Genomic DNA, 15,461 nt, shown 5'->3' on the forward strand with positions numbered 1-15,461 from the left:
CGATTTATCGTTAGTGAGTGAGGTAAGCAAGACCAACAAGCAGAGCTAAAAGCCCTACAGCAGTCAACGCAAAATGCTTTAGGGAAGTTCCACCCTTGCGCACCATGTTTCGCATGGCGAGTTTGACGTAGCTAGGTTGAGGTTCTGTTGAAGGAGAGTTACTCATAGTTATTTGTCTATAGACTCTTTTATAACTGTAACAGTTGGTCTGGGATAGAATTGCGATCGCCCGTATATTGCTAAGGCGTTTCTCCGTGAAACGCTTTAGCAATCGAGGTGTTATGTAATGAGCAATTCTATGCCAGAGTGTTTTCTACTAGTTTATTTTCTTGGCGCAGATAAGCTTGGATGAATGTATCAAGTTCGCCATTCATCACATCACCAATTGCTGTTGTTTCCGTGTTTGTGCGTAAATCTTTCACCATTTGGTAAGGATGAAACACATAGTTACGGATTTGGTTTCCCCAAGAGGCTTCCACCATATCGCCACGAATTTCGGCAATTTCTTGGGCACGTTGCTCCTTGGCGATGACCAACAGCTTTGCTTTGAGGCGATTTAGGGCTTTTTCTTTATTTTGCAGCTGCGATCGCTCCTCTGTACAGCGCACAGCAAGACCCGTGGGAAGGTGAACAATCCGTACCGCAGTTTCTACTTTGTTGACATTTTGCCCACCTTTACCACCAGAGCGAGTTGTGGTGATTTCCAAATCCTTGTCTGGAATATCCAATTGCACAGAGTTATCTATCTGTGGCATCACTTCTATCCCTGCGAAACTGGTTTGTCGCTTACCGTTGGCATTAAAAGGTGAAATCCGCACTAAGCGATGTGTACCCATTTCTGAACGCAAGTAACCATAAGCATAGCGACCGGTAATTTCTAGGGTTGCCGATTTAATTCCGGCTTCATCACCCTCCGACTCTTCAGCTAAAGTTACCTTATAGCCGTGAGCTTCGCCCCAACGGGTGTACATCCGCATTAGCATAAATGCCCAGTCTTGAGCATCTGTGCCACCAGCACCAGCACTAATTGTCAGTACAGCACCTTCAGCATCATAGGGGCCTGAAAGTAACTGTTGTAATTCCCACTGATCCAGATCCCGATTGAGTTTAATGATGGTAGATTCTGCTTCTTGGAGTAGTGCCTCATCGGTTTCTAACTCCAACAACTCAACAACTGCTTTAGTATCTTCCAGATTGGCGTGCCAGCGATCATATTGCTGGAGGTGGGCTTTCAGGTCGTTGAGTTCTTGTAGCGTTTGTTGGGCTTGGGTTTGGTCATTCCAAAATTCTGGCTGTGCTGATATTTTTTCGAGGTCTTGAATTTTCGCTGTCAGTGCAGGTACGTCAAAGATAGTCCTGGGTTTTACCCAGGCGGCCAGACAACGTTTCGATTTCGCGTTTGAGTTCTAAGACTTCCATAGTGCTTGCTGAATGATAGATAGAGCGCTTTAAATTGGAAAATCGCTCTTTATTCTACTTGTATTTATTAATTTTAGCTGTAGTTGGGCAAATTCTCTCTGCACCTCTTGCCACAATTGCTCATCGGCTGATAATTCCAGCAATTCCAACGCAGCCTTTATATCTTCTAGAATCAAACACCAGTACTGATATTGCTGATGCTTGTAGAATATTGAGTATTCAATATCTTGAAGTGTCTCATAAGCAGGAGTTGGATTATTCCAAAAATCAGGTTGAGAAATTACTTGATCTAAATATTGAATTCTTGCAGCCAAATATTGAAGGTCAAAGACAGTCTTCTACTTTCCCCAAGATATTAGACAACTTTTATACTTCGATTTTGATATTTAAGAATTCAAGCATAGTTTTGCTCAATTGAGGCTTAACTTATCTACATATTCTACTATTAAAACAATGAAAAAACCGTGGTTGCTAAAAATTTAACCACGGTTTTTAATTTATAAAACTTTACTTTTGTTGGTGTCTACAGACAATTAATCACGACCATTGATAGCAATTAGCAACCGCAAGATAAAGACGAACAAGTTGATGTAAGTTAAGTACATCGACAAAGCAGCAGGTAAATATTGGTCATCGCTGTAAGTGCGGGGCAAGATGTAGAAATCGACAACAGAAACCCCAACAAACAAGAATACTCCTAAACCGGAGATGGCGATTTCTAACCAATTGGGCGTGTAAACACCAAACATGGCAAACCCAAATTGGGCAAGGCATACAACCACCAAGGCAATGACACCAAGATTGATGGTTTTCGTCAAAGCCATACCGTCTTGTTCAGAAAGATTTGAACCAATTTGACGGGCAGCAATAAAGGTAACGCCACAACCAAGGGCAGCCAATCCAATGCCTTGAATGCCAACACCTTGGGATCTCAAGGCGACAAATACCAAACCACTGAGGGTATATCCAGACAAGAGGCTGTAGGTTGCTAACAGGGGTAATGCAAGACCCTTATTACCTTTTTGAGCAACATTTTGGGCAACAAAGAACAAAATTAACTCGAAAATGACCGCACCAATGAAGGTGGGAAAGAATATTTCGGGGTTAGTACGGATAACTCCCAAACCACCGTAGGTTCCTAATGCCGTTAGCACTAATCCACCACCGACGTAGGGGAGGGCGTTGGCAATCACGTTTGGGCCAACGAGGGCGTGAGATTTAGCCTCACGGATAGCTTCACGAAAATTACTGGTGTTGCTCATATTGAAAAACTGTTTTTTAGGAAAACGTTCTGCTTATTCCTATTCTTACCAATCTTTGGGGTTAACAGCCAAGGATTAAATAGGGTTGCCAAATCTGAAGGGCGGCTTTGTTGTTAAAAATTAGAGTCCTCAGTCTCTGAAGATTCCAGAGGATCTTTAGTACTGACAGCATACTCTTTAGCCTTGATTGCAAAAGGAAAAGGCAATGGTAAAACAACGTTATTTGTAAAATAACGCCAGCGATTCCTTAGAGAATGAACAAACTGGGGTAGCTTGTCGCCTGCAATTTATGCAAGATGTCTATTGAATGGAAATGTCTCTCAATGCCGAATTAAGTACAAATCTCCATAAAAATGAGTCGAAATTCTGTTTTTTGTAGCTTGGGTTTTGTTCTTAAATCCAACTGCCAATTTTGATTTTTGACCTTTGTTAATGACGGTGCGTAGTAAGAGATAAAATTGCCTAGTCTATTTTGTGATTAATTCAGCACCGATCCACTTGCACTCAGTATGACTGATAGGTATTAGGTCAATTATGCATTTTTTAGCATAAATAGCTAGTTTTTGTTGCAAAAGCTAAAGATTATTTACCATTCAAGAGTTATGTAAAAAGCAAAAATCACCTGTAACGGAGAGGTTTGCAAAATCATGCGTACAAATACTGAATTGTGGAGTTCGACCCCTGATAAGTTCAGTGAAACGACGATGGCTTATTCTGCCTTGACTAACGAAAATAATTACAGCTTAGAAGAAAATATACGCAGCTCCATTTGCTCAGAAATAGGAGTTACAACAAAGGAATGTATATGGCAACAAGTGAGTCCTCTTTACGAACTGATGGTATAGAATTATTACACTTGTACCACCAGAATCCTTCTATTAAACTTCGTAATAAACTTGTACAGTTACATACTGGCTTAGTACGGAAGATGGCTCATAAATTCAGCCATCAATGTAATGAACCTTATGAAGATTTAGAACAAATCGGTTATTTTGGTTTGATTAGGGCAATTGAGCGCTTCGATCCTAGCCAGGGATATGCTTTTAGCTCCTTTGCAGTGCCATATATTCGCGGTGAGATGCTGCACTTTTTGCGCGATCGCAGTACTCTATTAAAAATTCCCCGTCGTTGGCAAGAATTATATAATGAAGGACAAAAGATTCGCAAGGACTTGTCAATCTCTTTAGGTCGCCCGCCCAAGGATGCTGAAATTGCCAGCCAACTTCGTGTATCTGTACAAGAGTGGCAAGAAACCAAGTTAGCTGCTCAAAACCGTATGCCCTTGAGTTTAGATGCAACCGCAGTTAACTATGTTGATTGCCAAATAACCTTGGGTGAGGCACTTCCTTGTCCTCGTTCTCATGTGCTTCTCCAACAAGAAGAAGAACGCCAACAACTCCAAGGCGCAATAAATATGTTGGAAGAAAAGCCCCGCATGGCAGTTGAAATGGTATTTTTGAAGGAACTTTCTCGCAAGGATGCTGCTAAAAATATTGGTACTAGTCCAATGACAGTAACGCGCTATCTCCAAAAGGGAATTCAAGATTTGATTTGTTATTTGCAACCACAGGTAATGCCCACTGGCTCGTAGTCATTAGTCAATGGTCAGTGGTTAGTAGAAAAGCAACTGACAAATGACAAATGACTAATAACTAATTATCTAGATTTTAAATCAGCGATCGCACCTTTGGTCATAGCGGCAATAGCTTGGTCTGTCGCTTTTGGCAAATGATAATATTTACCACCTGCTGTTTGCGATAATTCTTTAGCAAAGCCAGTAGACACAAATTTACTTTCTGTATCAATTACTAATAGTTGCATCCCCAAAGCACGGATTCTGGCAGCAATTTCTAATAGTTCTCCTTTGATATCTGGCTTTTCTCCTGGTTCTAGCTGTTCACCCAAAGAACGCGCTAAGGGAATATTACCCCTTCCATCGGTGATTGCAACAAGGACAACTTGCCCAATATCTCCACTCATCTGAGCATTTAAGCCGACGCGCACAGCTTGGGTTAAACCATGCGCTAAGGGCGAACCCCCACCACAGGGCAACCTTTCCAAACGGTTACGCGCCAAAGCAATAGAACGTGTTGGAGGCAATAATACCTCTGCCTGTTCTCCTCGGAAGGGAATTAATGCTATTTGGTCGCGGTTTTGATAAGCTTCTGTCAACAGTTGCATCACTGCACCTTTAGCCGATTGCATTCGATTCAAGGCCATTGAGCCAGAAGCATCTACCACAAACACTACCAACGCCCCTGCTTTACGTACCAGGCGTTTCGAGCGAATATCAGCCTGTTCGACAATAACTTTTCTATCTGGGTGTCTTTCTCTTCGTGCTTTTTGATAAGGAGCCGCAGCTCTCAAGGTGGCATCTACTGCAATGCGTCGGGCTTTCCCCTTGGGCAACATTGGCTTAATGTAGCGTCCCCTGTCGTCGGAAAAGATAACACTCCGACTACCAGATTTACCTTGCCGCTTCGCCGTTTGAGTAAAGTAAAGCACGCTGTCATCAAGAATTATCCCTTCCGGATCAAAAATGAATTCTTCCGGAATGCTAGGGGGTTCTTGCTCTTGATTTTCTTCCTGTTCTTCCTGTTCTTCTTGTTCTTCCTCTTCTGATTCGTCCTGGGGTTCTTCTTGATTCTGTTGCGGCGGCGGCGGAGGCGGTGGCGGTGCTTGTTCGGGTGGTGGTGTCTGCACAACTGTGGTGCGTGGTACAATCACCAGTTCCACAGCACGGCGCAAATCTTCGGCATTAACTGTTGTTCGTCCCTCCAAAGCCGCCGCAGCTTTAGCAACCCGTGTGGCGAATAACTCGGCGCGGTGTCCCTGAACTCCTCCCCGAATTGCCTCATCCACTAAGTAGGCAATTTGTTCGTGGGTGATGGTTACTTCTTTCAACCATTCCCGCGCCAAGATGATTTGGGTTTTGAGCGAGTCTAAATCTTCGTTGTACTGTTGGAGGAAGTCTTGGGGAGATTTAGAATAAGCGATCGCAACTTCAACTGCTTCTACTCTTTGATCTAAGCCTAGTACACCGTCAGCAGAAAGTGCGATCGCAATTCTATCAAGCAAATGCTCCCGTAATCCGCCTTCTTCTGGATTATAGGTTGCTATAAACAGGGATTTACACGGATGCTGAAAACTAATCCCTTCCCGTTCAATCTGGTTGCGTCCCTCAGATAATACTGTTAAAAGCTGATTTGATATTTGGTCATCTAATAAATTAATTTCATCTACGTACAGTACACCCCGGTTTGCTGTAGCGAGTAAACCGGGCTGAAAAATCGTATCACCTTGTTTTACCGACTTTTCAACATCCACTGAACCAAGGAGTCGATCTTCTGTAATACCTAGAGGAATTTGCAAAAAAGGCGCGGGGATAATTTCGACGGAAACATCTTGAATGTCTTTGTCTGCGTACTCCGCCAATAATTGATCGTCCCATTCTTCTGGGTGGTTGGGGTCACAGTTGCTAATTGAACCTTTGACAACTTCAATGGGCGGTAGTAGAGCGTGGATAGCACGAGCCATTACAGATTTTGCCGTACCGCGACGACCTGCGATCGCCACTCCTCCCAAACCAGGATCGACTGCGGCTAACAGCAAGGCTAATTTAATTGCTTCTTGACCGACTACGGCTGTCAAGGGAAAAGCAGTGATGGTGGGATTGATAGTAGGCGCAGGCATTGTTTGCTTTCATAGCGAGTCTCGGCCTTCAGCATACCAATTTCTGACACATTTAGAATATAAGTGCGATCGCCTGCTGTGGGCGGTTACGCCATCACATTTCCCTTGAGAGGAAGATTTATGAGTATTGCCCAGGCTAAACGCTTCACGCTGGATGAATACCACAGGCTTGGAGAATTGGGCTTTTTCCATGAAGATGACCACATTGAATTAATCAACGGGGAAATTATTGAAATGGCATCCAAAGGTACAGCCCATGAAACTTGTTTGCGAAACTTGTTGCGCGAACTTCCAAAAATTGTAGCTGATAGAACAACTTTGCAATCTCAAGCTCCGATTGCTTTGCCACCGAATAGTGAACCTGAACCGGATTTTGCTATTCTTCAAAACCGAGATGACAATTATCTTTCTGGTCATCCTCAACCTGCTGATGTGTTATTGGTGATGGAAGTTTCCAATTCTTCTTTGGATTATGACCAAGTTGTGAAAATACCTCTCTATGCTAATGCAGGTATTACTGATTATTGGATATTCAATTTATTCGATAATTATTTGGAAGTTTACAGTGAAGCATATCAGAATAATCAAGGTAAATATGGTTATTTAAATAAACGGATTATTTTATCAAATCAAGTAATAAATTTTCCTTGCTTCCCGGATTTATCTCTTGATTTAGTGAGGGTGTTTCCGCCCAAACTGAATTTTTAAACTTTGCTATAGCAATGAGATAAGATTCAGTCATAAGACTAAGGAGTAAGTTTTATGGCTTATAGTGATTTCAAACTTATTGAGGTTATTGATTCTTTTGGGTTAGTTATCCACGAGTCATCTGGACTATTTGCGACTGTGGAGGAGCAAGAAAGCAGTGATTTATTATCTACTATACTTAAAGAAAATGTTGATTTAGCGGTAGCGATAAGTTCAGAGAAAGCTCGAAGTGAAATGATAATTAGTCCAATTTTATTAGAAATTAGACGTAAATTTAATTATGAAATAAGTTTTTTTTCTGGAGTTGATTTTACTGTTGATAGCCAGCGAGGATTAAACGGCTTTTGTGATTTTATTTTGAGTCTTTCTTCGGAGCAGTTGCTTGTACGTAGTCCGGTAGTTGTCCTAGTAGAAAGCAAAAATGAGAACTTGAGGTCTGGTTTAGCGCAATGTATTGCTGAAATGGTAGCTGCTCAGTTATTTAACGAAAGAGGTGGAAATAATCAAATTAAAGCTATATATGGTGCTGTTACTATTGGTACAATCTGGCAATTTCTTAAACTTGAAGGTAATGTAGTTTCGATTGATTTGAGTGAATATTATATTAAGGATATTAAGAAAATTTTAGGTATTTTGTATGGTGCGATCGCGCAAAACAAACCCTAAATTATTTATTAACTAAAAAAAGGGTGGTTGTGAGAGAATACTATAGATGATTCTTAAAGTTTATGGATAACAGGTGATGTCTTATCACAAGCCACTACGCGTCTACGCTTTTACGAAATCTTCATAATAACTATATTGACAATGCGGCATTAGATATGAAAGTATGTACTTAAGACAGCAAAATAACCGCACTCTAAAGCGCAGGTTTTTGGTGTTGTCTCAGCAGCAGAATTCCTAGTTTCCTGCCGAGCTTCGTGTCGTTCCTTCGGCTGAATGTTCAGTCCAATGTCAGGTCAACTGATTGGCTAGACTTTCAATGGGAAGACAAGATGTTTGGATGAATCATTCAGGGGAAGGTATGACGCGAAACTTGCTAGGAAACTGGGAGTTCTACTGCTGAGACTTAAACCAAACAAAAGCGACTGTAGAGAGTTTTATTGCAAGGAAGTATTTTTTGAATATACATTCCTTGTGTAAAGTTCTGCTACTGCTAGATGTGTAATTTGTTGAAGCTGTCCAGTTCACTCAACAATAACTGGATACATTACAATGACACACGTTGATCAATCTTCCAAAAAACAAACACAAACAAGCCAGCAGAAAAATTCTATCGGTATTTTTGTCGATATTCAGAACGTCTCTTCAATTAAAGGCAAGGGTAATTTTTTGCTGGAATTTGCCCAATCAAAGGGGCGTATAGACTGCAAAAATGTCTACTATAATTCACACTACATCAACCAAGTTTATACCAAAAATGAGCTAGAAATTCTTGGGATGAAGGGTGTTGATGTTCCTGATAATTCAGAGAATAGTGCAGATTATAGATTGATAAATGACTGTATTAATTGGGTTGCTTTTAATCCTTCTGCTAATATGATTATCCTGATATTAGGAGACTGGGACTATGCTGGGTTAATTTGTATTTTAAAGGCTTTACGTAAAAAAGTGATAATCTTTGCTCAACGAGGTAGTGAGAGTTCACAGTTGATTAAACTAGTTGGTAATGAGAACTTTTACTTTGTAGATGAATTACCTCAGCTAGTTGGCAATAGCAATAAGATTCAACCTCAAAACACGGCTCTTATGTCTCAGATTAATTACAATGAGGCTATAAAGTATCTAACTGAAGCTATCAAAACTGCTTCAAGTCAAGGTAAGCCTACCGTATTTGGTCGCATTGATAAATTGATGCGTCAACGTTGTGCTAATTATCAAGGATACTCATCTATTTATACAGATGATGGCAAGAAATTTAAGAGTTTTAGCCAGTTTATTGATGTTGCTGTAAAGGATGGCAAAGTCCGAAAGCAAAATCAAGAGTTATTTTTAACTGAATTAGATATATTGGCTGCCTAAAATAGCTTTGAAAAACCCAGTTTTTTATTCAACTGGGTTTTCCCAAGACACCACAATTTGCGGTTTTTTCATGTCTGAAGACAATAGCCCTCGTAAACTTTCCCAACAATGAATTTTCGCAACAAGATACAAGATAAAAATGCACAAAATTCTAATATTCCATAATGAAAAACTTCTACGCCGTGCGCTTACCCACCGTTCTTATGTCCATGAAAACCCCGGAGAAGGCGAACATAATGAACGCCTAGAATTCCTCGGTGATGCTTTGCTGAATTTCTTAAGTGGCGAGTATCTATATAGTTGTCACCCAGAAATGGGAGAAGATGAATTAACACGGCGGCGTTCGGCGTTGGTAGATGAGAAGCAATTAGCAAAGTTCGCTGAAGAGGTGGGTTTAGACTTTAGAATGCGGTTAGGAAAAGGTGCAATTCGAGACGGAGGCTACCAAAATCCTAATTTGCTTAGTAGTACCTTTGAGGCAGTTCTTGGTGCTTACTATTTGGATAATGATTCCAATATTGAAACAGTTCGCGCAATTATAGAACCACTATTTGATTCTGTTGATTCTAAGCATATAATTGTGTCTCGTTCCAATGTAGACTCAAAAAATCGCTTTCAAGAATGGGTGCAACGCAATGTTACTCCAAATCCCCCCAAATATTTCACAGACCAAATAGGAGGCCCTTCTCATGCGCCAGAATTCATAGCCAAAGTATTGGTGGATGAAAAAATTTATGGAGAAGGTAAGGGACGCAATAAAAAAGATGCAGAAAAAGCTGCTGCGGAAGATGCGCTAGCTAAGTTAAAAAAACAAGGTTTGTTATAGAATTTATGGGTTTATAAATTTTGAGAATTTTAAAATTAGAATCTTCCTAATACTGAAAAATTACAAAAAAAATGAGGATGGTATACGCCATCCTCATTTTACTTTTTGTTACTTTACTCTTTTACTGATGGTATCCAGAAAAGAGTCCACTATTACAGTTGCGGTACGTACTGTTGCTTCTCAGGTACTTCAGCGTACTCAGCTACAATCTGGCGGAATTCTTCGCCATCAATGGTTTCCTTTTCGATGAGCAAATCTACTAAGCGATCGGTGACAGTGCGATGGTCACGGATGATCTTCTTAGCATTGTCGTAGCACTGCTCAACAATTTCCCTAACTTGTCCATCAATGCGGGAAGCAATGGATTCGGAATACTCAGATCGGGTCGTCCAGTCACGACCCAAGAATACTTCTCCCTGCTGGCTTTCTAACGACAGTGGGCCTAAGTCGGACATTCCGAACCGAGTCACCATTTGCCGAGCCATTCCCGATAGCTGCTGCAAGTCTCCACCAGCGCCAGTTGTGACTTCCGCAGCCCCAAAAATAACCTCTTCAGCGGCGCGACCACCCAAAGCACCAGTAATCCTAGCTTTCAACTGAGAACGGGAAATTAACCCCTGTTCTTCGTTGGGAGTGAACCAGGTCAAACCTTGCGCTTGTCCCCGTGGAATCAGGGTGACTTTCTGTACTGGGTCATGGTCTTTTAACAAAGTCCCAACTAAAGCGTGTCCGATTTCGTGGTATGCAATCAAGCGCTTGCTCTTGCTGTCTACCAAAGGAGTGCCTTCCATCCCAGCAACTACGCGATCGACTGCATCATCAATTTCGCGGAGGGTGATGGCTTCTTTGCGTCTTCTAGCAGTGAGAATTGCTGCTTCGTTGAGTAAGTTAGCTAAGTCAGCACCAGTGAATCCAGGAGTGCGACGAGCGATCGCATCTAAAGATACGCTAGGGTCTAGTTTCTTATTCCGCGCATGGACTTGCAAGATTTCCAAACGCCCTTTGATATCGGGTGCATCAACTGTTACTTGGCGGTCAAAGCGACCGGGACGCAATAAGGCTGAGTCTAGTACGTCGGGACGGTTGGTAGCAGCAATAATAATGATGCCTGTGTTACCTTCAAACCCGTCCATTTCGGTGAGTAATTGGTTGAGGGTTTGTTCTCTTTCGTCGTTACCACCACCGATACCAGCGCCCCGTTGCCGTCCTACGGCGTCAATTTCATCGATGAAGATGATACAGGGGGCGTTATCTTTAGCTTTCTTGAACAAATCACGGACGCGGGATGCACCTACACCAACGAACATTTCCACAAATTCCGAACCGGAAATGCTGAAGAAAGGTACGCCTGCTTCGCCTGCGATCGCTTTTGCTAATAAAGTTTTACCAGTTCCAGGAGGCCCAACTAACAGCACTCCCTTGGGAATCCGTGCGCCCACAGCCGTAAATCTTTCTGGCTGCTTCAGGAAGGTGACGACTTCTTGTAGTTCTTCCTTAGCTTCTTCGATTCCGGCTACGTCGTCAAATTTGACGCCGGTTTTTGCCTCCATTTGGAAACGCGCTTTGGATTTGCCGAAGTTCATTGCTTGACCTGGGCCGCCGGGGAGGTTGCTAGAACGCCGGAACAAAAAGAACAACCCAGTAATCAATAAAACTGGAAAGATGAGATTGCCCAACAATCCCCAAATTGCGCCATCATTCCGCATGGGGTGAGCATCAAAACTAATGGCTTTTTCTTTGAGCTTGCTAATTAACTCAGGAGCGTTAATAGGCAAATCCACACGCCACCTTTGGACACGATTTTCGATGTCTGGATCGCGGGCTTCTATAATTGCTGTCCTACCGCCTTCATACAGATCCACACTGCTGACGCGATCGCTGTTCAAGTATTCTAGAAAGCGACCGTAAGTCATGCGAGTATTGGCTGCATTCTTACTCATGTCGGCCGGCGCGCCTGCAAACGCCCCTTGCCAGAAGAAAAAGCCAATTACCAAAGCCGGCAACGTCCAGAGTGCTACCACTTTCCAAGAGAATTTCATTTTAATTTGCCTCTAGATGCTTATACAACTCATCAGCCTTAGCAACCGAATGTTCATCACTCTGTCACTTTAAGCTAGTTAAACGGATGTCTATAAATCCATTTTGTTTAATTTGATCTCTTACACGCACTGCCATAGAGCGATTGGCGCATTATGGCGATGCCAACAAGAATCTTAATCAAAGTTAACTTAATTTTAATACAGCTTGGATTAACTAGCAGAGAATTTGTAGAGAGCCATGAGAGAAAAGCTAGCTATTTAAGCAGCCGCTTGGCGTATAGGGTGAAACACGACAGAGTAAACTACCTACGATTTTCCCTGGTGAGCAAGGTGATTTTCTTACGACGTGCAACTTTTGAATTCTGAGATATGTCATAAAAAATACATCCTATTAATCAGGATAAAGTTTTTTATTGCAACAATTACATACCTCGTTGCTAGGAAAAAGAAAATTAATCAATGGAACTACAAAAATGACTTCCAAAAGTCTCAAACACTTGACTTTAGCTCTGGTTCTTCCAGTTATAAGTTTAGCGATATTAACTGCCTGTGTTCAAAGTAATAGTGAAACTGCAACAACTCTTACTCAAGCCCAGACAGAAACCTTCATTGGATCACCTGAGCGCCCCAACATGATACTCAATGTAAAAAGTGAGGCAGGGGCATGTCCTCAGACAGTCGGTATTTGGACTTTCTTGCTCCCTTTTGAAGGTGGTGCTGAACATACTGCTGTTGCTGATATTAGGAATGCTAAGTTGGTAGCCTCTAGTAAGAAATTTTTAGAATACGAAGCACCATTGCGGCAATCTTATGCATCTTGTGTTGGTAGTGCTAAGTCAGAAAGACCTCCTGTGTACAATTTCCAGTTTCGGAATGGAAAAGTTTATTTCCGCCTGGATTTGAGGCAAGAGACACTGAATACCACAATTACATATCAGGGGCTAGGAGGTTTCCGTCCTTACGTGCGCTGGATAGCCACGGAATAGCTAATGAATAACTGAATTTGCAATCTTTAAGGAACAAAAAAAGACCTAGTAAGTGCTAGGTCTTTTCAAATGATGCAATTGATTGTTACTGCCTAGTGTTTGTAAAATACTCAAACTGATTAGAAGTAGAACTGGGATTGAAGTCCGGTTGGGCAAATTTGGGGTTATGAAATGCCCAATAGTAATTTAATCCCGGCTCATTTTTGATATTTGAACGAACAACTCGTACCATCCAATCAACTTGTGTACCTACTGGATATATGCTACTTAAATCTGCATAGTATCTATTGACACCGCCACCAAAGGTTGCCGTTTTCATTGCCCAGGCATTAGTACCCGATTTTCGGTGGAAAACTACAGCATCACCATCATCAATTGCGTTGTAACCATATGTGTCATCATATGCATATGCATAAAAAGCTGCTATCTTACCACTATCCCAAGTTGAGTAGGAGATAAAGTCAAGCTTCTTACCATTATCATATTCAAATGGATATGTACGATAAAACGGTTCGTTACGTACCCAATAATCTGGACGACCAGTATTGGCAGAGTCTTGTTTCATAACACCAAAATGGAGATGTGCGCCTACTCGTTTACCTTCGTCTCCAGATTGTGCAATAGGCATTACTAAGCTGCTGATCACACTGCCTTGAGTTACATAAATATTGGAAAGATGGTCATAGCGCACATATGCATTGTCATTTTGTAGACCATCTCCATTAATATCCAGAAGAATATCAACTTCATGTTCACTATTACTGACATAAGTGACCCAACCTCTGCCGATTGGATAAACGTTTGTACCATAAGGTGTTATGAGATCAGTTCCTTGGTGTGGATTTGTAGCAGTACTGGCGACATTCCGTGGTTGATTATATTTACTGATTACGTCCCAAACGTCAGCTGTGGGAAGTGCCAAGTTCACTGTTCCAGAACCAGTTGTAGTCGGTGCAAATTTTTGTGTATAGTCAATTGCCATTGTTGGCAATGATGCCAAGAAACTCAGCCCCATTATCATTGCTGATGTTGCCTTTAGTAACTTATTCATAATTTACGTTTCTCTCCTTAAAAGGCTGACATCAAGAGCGTTTCTGATGTAGAGTCTGGCAAATTCAAATTCCGACTTTCAACAGGCACAGCTAATTCATCGCCAACCCATTTCACCGTCATCCGACCATAAAGTAATTTGCCTTGCGGTAGTTCTAAACGTTTTGCATTCTTAGTTTGCAAATTATACACCAGCAAACTTTCTGCACCTGTTTTCCCATTAGCTAGAGCAATGACAATACGTGCACCATCATCAGAGAAGTCTACTTGAGCAATACCCAGACTTTCCTGAGCAGCTGTTTGATAAAGTAATTGAGATGTCCCAGAGGAAAAAGACAGTGCATACAATTGAGCACCCGTGCCATTTCGTTTGATATATAGCACAGTTTTATTGTCATCACTTTGTGCAACAAAGTCACCACTTGCAAGTTCTTGTCTTTGCTTTGTTTTAGGATGAATAGAAACTAAAGTACCATTCCCGTCTGCATGGTTATACTCATTAATTAAAATTCGGTTATCTGGTGTCCAACCAAGGACATGAGAAGTAAAATTGTCTCTTTGATATACTTGGGAATCTTGACCAGTAGTCAAATCATAAATCCATACACCAATGCGGTTACTTTCAATTCGGTCACGGTTTGAAATGAAAGCGATCGCACTACCATCTGGTGACCATTTAGGCTGTTGCGCCCAGTAGAGAATGCGCCCATGCTCAATACCTAAATCAGGTAAATCTTTTTTCTTTTGAAAAGTAGAAGATCGTGCCTGCTCATCACTGATCGCTTTCACTTGCAGCGTTTTCGTGTCTAGTATGTATAAACCGTCGTTATATTGAAACAACTGTTGCGAAATATCGGTCGGTTTCGGAATTAAACGCGGAGTTTTAGAACCGGGTTCTGCAACAAAAATTTGTCCATTCTTACCTTGATACGAAATCAAGTCAAGTGTATATTCTTCACCATTAACCCTATCTTGAAATGTCACATCATGACGCTTGAATACTTTGGTAGATTGCTTCCTTCCCTGCTTGTCAAAACCAATTACTTCTGTTTTATAAACTCTACGTTGGACGTTTCTTTCTGAAGTTAACAGAGGGTTTTGCCCAAGTAATTCGCTCAATTGATTCTTTTGTTTCTGACTGGGTACTTCTAAGAAAATTGCTTCTTGTCCATCTTCCTCCACCAGAATTACTGGAGTGGTTGCTAAGACAGTAGTATTAGCAGCAGTGGTCGTTGCTTTTTGCCCCATAACGCCGAGAATTGCACCGGCTGTTAGCAGTGAACCGACGGAAATTAACAGTAATTTTTTGGATATCATGTATTTAGTTATTCCTGTCTGCAAAAACTTTAGCTTTTCCTCTACTTTATGTAGCTGAGGAATCTTACTGAAAAACTTGGCTCAATTTACTATTTAAATAAAATTGATTCAGTAAATATACGGTAGAATAGAAGAGGTT

The 15,461-nt window shown here is 41.5% G+C and carries 14 protein-coding genes; 6 read left to right on the forward strand and 8 right to left on the reverse strand.

What is annotated here, in order from left to right; all coding sequences use genetic code 11:
• Nucleotides 1-10 precede the first annotated feature (10 nt).
• The 4 genes from V7L12_RS10030 to V7L12_RS10045 all read right to left on the reverse strand — a co-directional run bounded on the left by V7L12_RS10030 (nt 11) and on the right by V7L12_RS10045 (nt 2,681).
• Nucleotides 11-166 carry a DUF3285 domain-containing protein gene (locus V7L12_RS10030; RefSeq protein ID WP_104904774.1) on the reverse strand — a complete coding sequence of 52 codons (156 nt, stop codon included), beginning with the start codon at nt 164-166 and terminating at the stop codon, nt 11-13.
• A gap of 130 nt (nt 167-296) precedes the next feature.
• A protein-coding gene (prfB, locus tag V7L12_RS10035) for a peptide chain release factor 2 (protein WP_335084186.1) occupies nt 297-1,419 on the reverse strand; the annotation gives its coding sequence in 2 pieces (ribosomal slippage) (nt 297-1,346 and nt 1,348-1,419; 1,122 coding nt in all).
• 29 nt (nt 1,420-1,448) lie between these two features.
• Nucleotides 1,449-1,733 (reverse strand): hypothetical protein, encoded by a 285-nt coding sequence (locus tag V7L12_RS10040; RefSeq protein ID WP_335084187.1) that lies wholly within the window; start codon nt 1,731-1,733, stop codon nt 1,449-1,451.
• A 219-nt stretch (nt 1,734-1,952) separates the two neighbouring features.
• The gene (locus V7L12_RS10045; RefSeq protein ID WP_335084188.1) at nt 1,953-2,681 is read right to left on the reverse strand and encodes a Bax inhibitor-1/YccA family protein; all 729 of its coding nucleotides are present in this window, start codon (nt 2,679-2,681) and stop codon (nt 1,953-1,955) included.
• Nucleotides 2,682-3,486: 805 nt separating this feature from the next.
• On the opposite strand from V7L12_RS10045, the gene V7L12_RS10050 reads away from it, so the two are divergent.
• On the forward strand, nt 3,487-4,272 hold the full coding sequence (locus tag V7L12_RS10050) for an RNA polymerase sigma factor SigF (RefSeq protein ID WP_229498888.1): 786 nt from the start codon (nt 3,487-3,489) through the stop codon (nt 4,270-4,272).
• A gap of 65 nt (nt 4,273-4,337) precedes the next feature.
• Here the strand turns inward: V7L12_RS10050 and bchD are convergent, their stop codons facing one another.
• Nucleotides 4,338-6,374, reverse strand: coding sequence for a magnesium chelatase ATPase subunit D (gene bchD / locus V7L12_RS10055; protein ID WP_335084189.1), 2,037 nt, complete (start codon nt 6,372-6,374; stop codon nt 4,338-4,340).
• 120 nt (nt 6,375-6,494) lie between these two features.
• On the opposite strand from bchD, the gene V7L12_RS10060 reads away from it, so the two are divergent.
• The 4 genes from V7L12_RS10060 (at nt 6,495) to rnc (ending at nt 9,930) form a co-directional block, all read left to right on the forward strand.
• Nucleotides 6,495-7,082, forward strand: coding sequence for a Uma2 family endonuclease (locus V7L12_RS10060; RefSeq protein ID WP_335084190.1), 588 nt, complete (start codon nt 6,495-6,497; stop codon nt 7,080-7,082).
• Between the two features lie 54 nt (nt 7,083-7,136).
• Complete coding sequence (locus tag V7L12_RS10065; protein WP_335084191.1) at nt 7,137-7,748, forward strand: hypothetical protein; 612 nt, start codon at nt 7,137-7,139, stop codon at nt 7,746-7,748.
• A 549-nt stretch (nt 7,749-8,297) separates the two neighbouring features.
• Nucleotides 8,298-9,104 (forward strand): NYN domain-containing protein, encoded by an 807-nt coding sequence (locus V7L12_RS10070; protein ID WP_335084192.1) that lies wholly within the window; start codon nt 8,298-8,300, stop codon nt 9,102-9,104.
• 139 nt (nt 9,105-9,243) lie between these two features.
• Nucleotides 9,244-9,930 carry a ribonuclease III gene (gene rnc, locus V7L12_RS10075; RefSeq protein ID WP_335084193.1) on the forward strand — a complete coding sequence of 229 codons (687 nt, stop codon included), beginning with the start codon at nt 9,244-9,246 and terminating at the stop codon, nt 9,928-9,930.
• A 152-nt stretch (nt 9,931-10,082) separates the two neighbouring features.
• Here rnc and ftsH2 read toward each other — a convergent pair whose 3' ends face one another.
• A complete protein-coding gene (ftsH2, locus tag V7L12_RS10080; RefSeq protein WP_335084194.1) occupies nt 10,083-11,969 on the reverse strand; it encodes an ATP-dependent zinc metalloprotease FtsH2 in 1,887 nt (628 codons plus the stop codon).
• A 473-nt stretch (nt 11,970-12,442) separates the two neighbouring features.
• Here ftsH2 and V7L12_RS10085 point away from each other — a divergent pair, with 473 nt between their 5' ends.
• Nucleotides 12,443-12,955 carry a hypothetical protein gene (locus V7L12_RS10085; RefSeq protein ID WP_335084195.1) on the forward strand — a complete coding sequence of 171 codons (513 nt, stop codon included), beginning with the start codon at nt 12,443-12,445 and terminating at the stop codon, nt 12,953-12,955.
• A gap of 85 nt (nt 12,956-13,040) precedes the next feature.
• Here V7L12_RS10085 and V7L12_RS10090 read toward each other — a convergent pair whose 3' ends face one another.
• Nucleotides 13,041-13,970, reverse strand: coding sequence for a M23 family metallopeptidase (locus V7L12_RS10090; RefSeq protein ID WP_335084196.1), 930 nt, complete (start codon nt 13,968-13,970; stop codon nt 13,041-13,043).
• A gap of 53 nt (nt 13,971-14,023) precedes the next feature.
• Nucleotides 14,024-15,322 (reverse strand): TolB family protein, encoded by a 1,299-nt coding sequence (locus tag V7L12_RS10095; RefSeq protein ID WP_335084197.1) that lies wholly within the window; start codon nt 15,320-15,322, stop codon nt 14,024-14,026.
• Nucleotides 15,323-15,461: the final 139 nt, after the last annotated feature.

The sequence above is a fragment of the Nostoc sp. genome (assembly GCF_036918245.1).
Taxonomy (GTDB): domain Bacteria; phylum Cyanobacteriota; class Cyanobacteriia; order Cyanobacteriales; family Nostocaceae; genus Nostoc.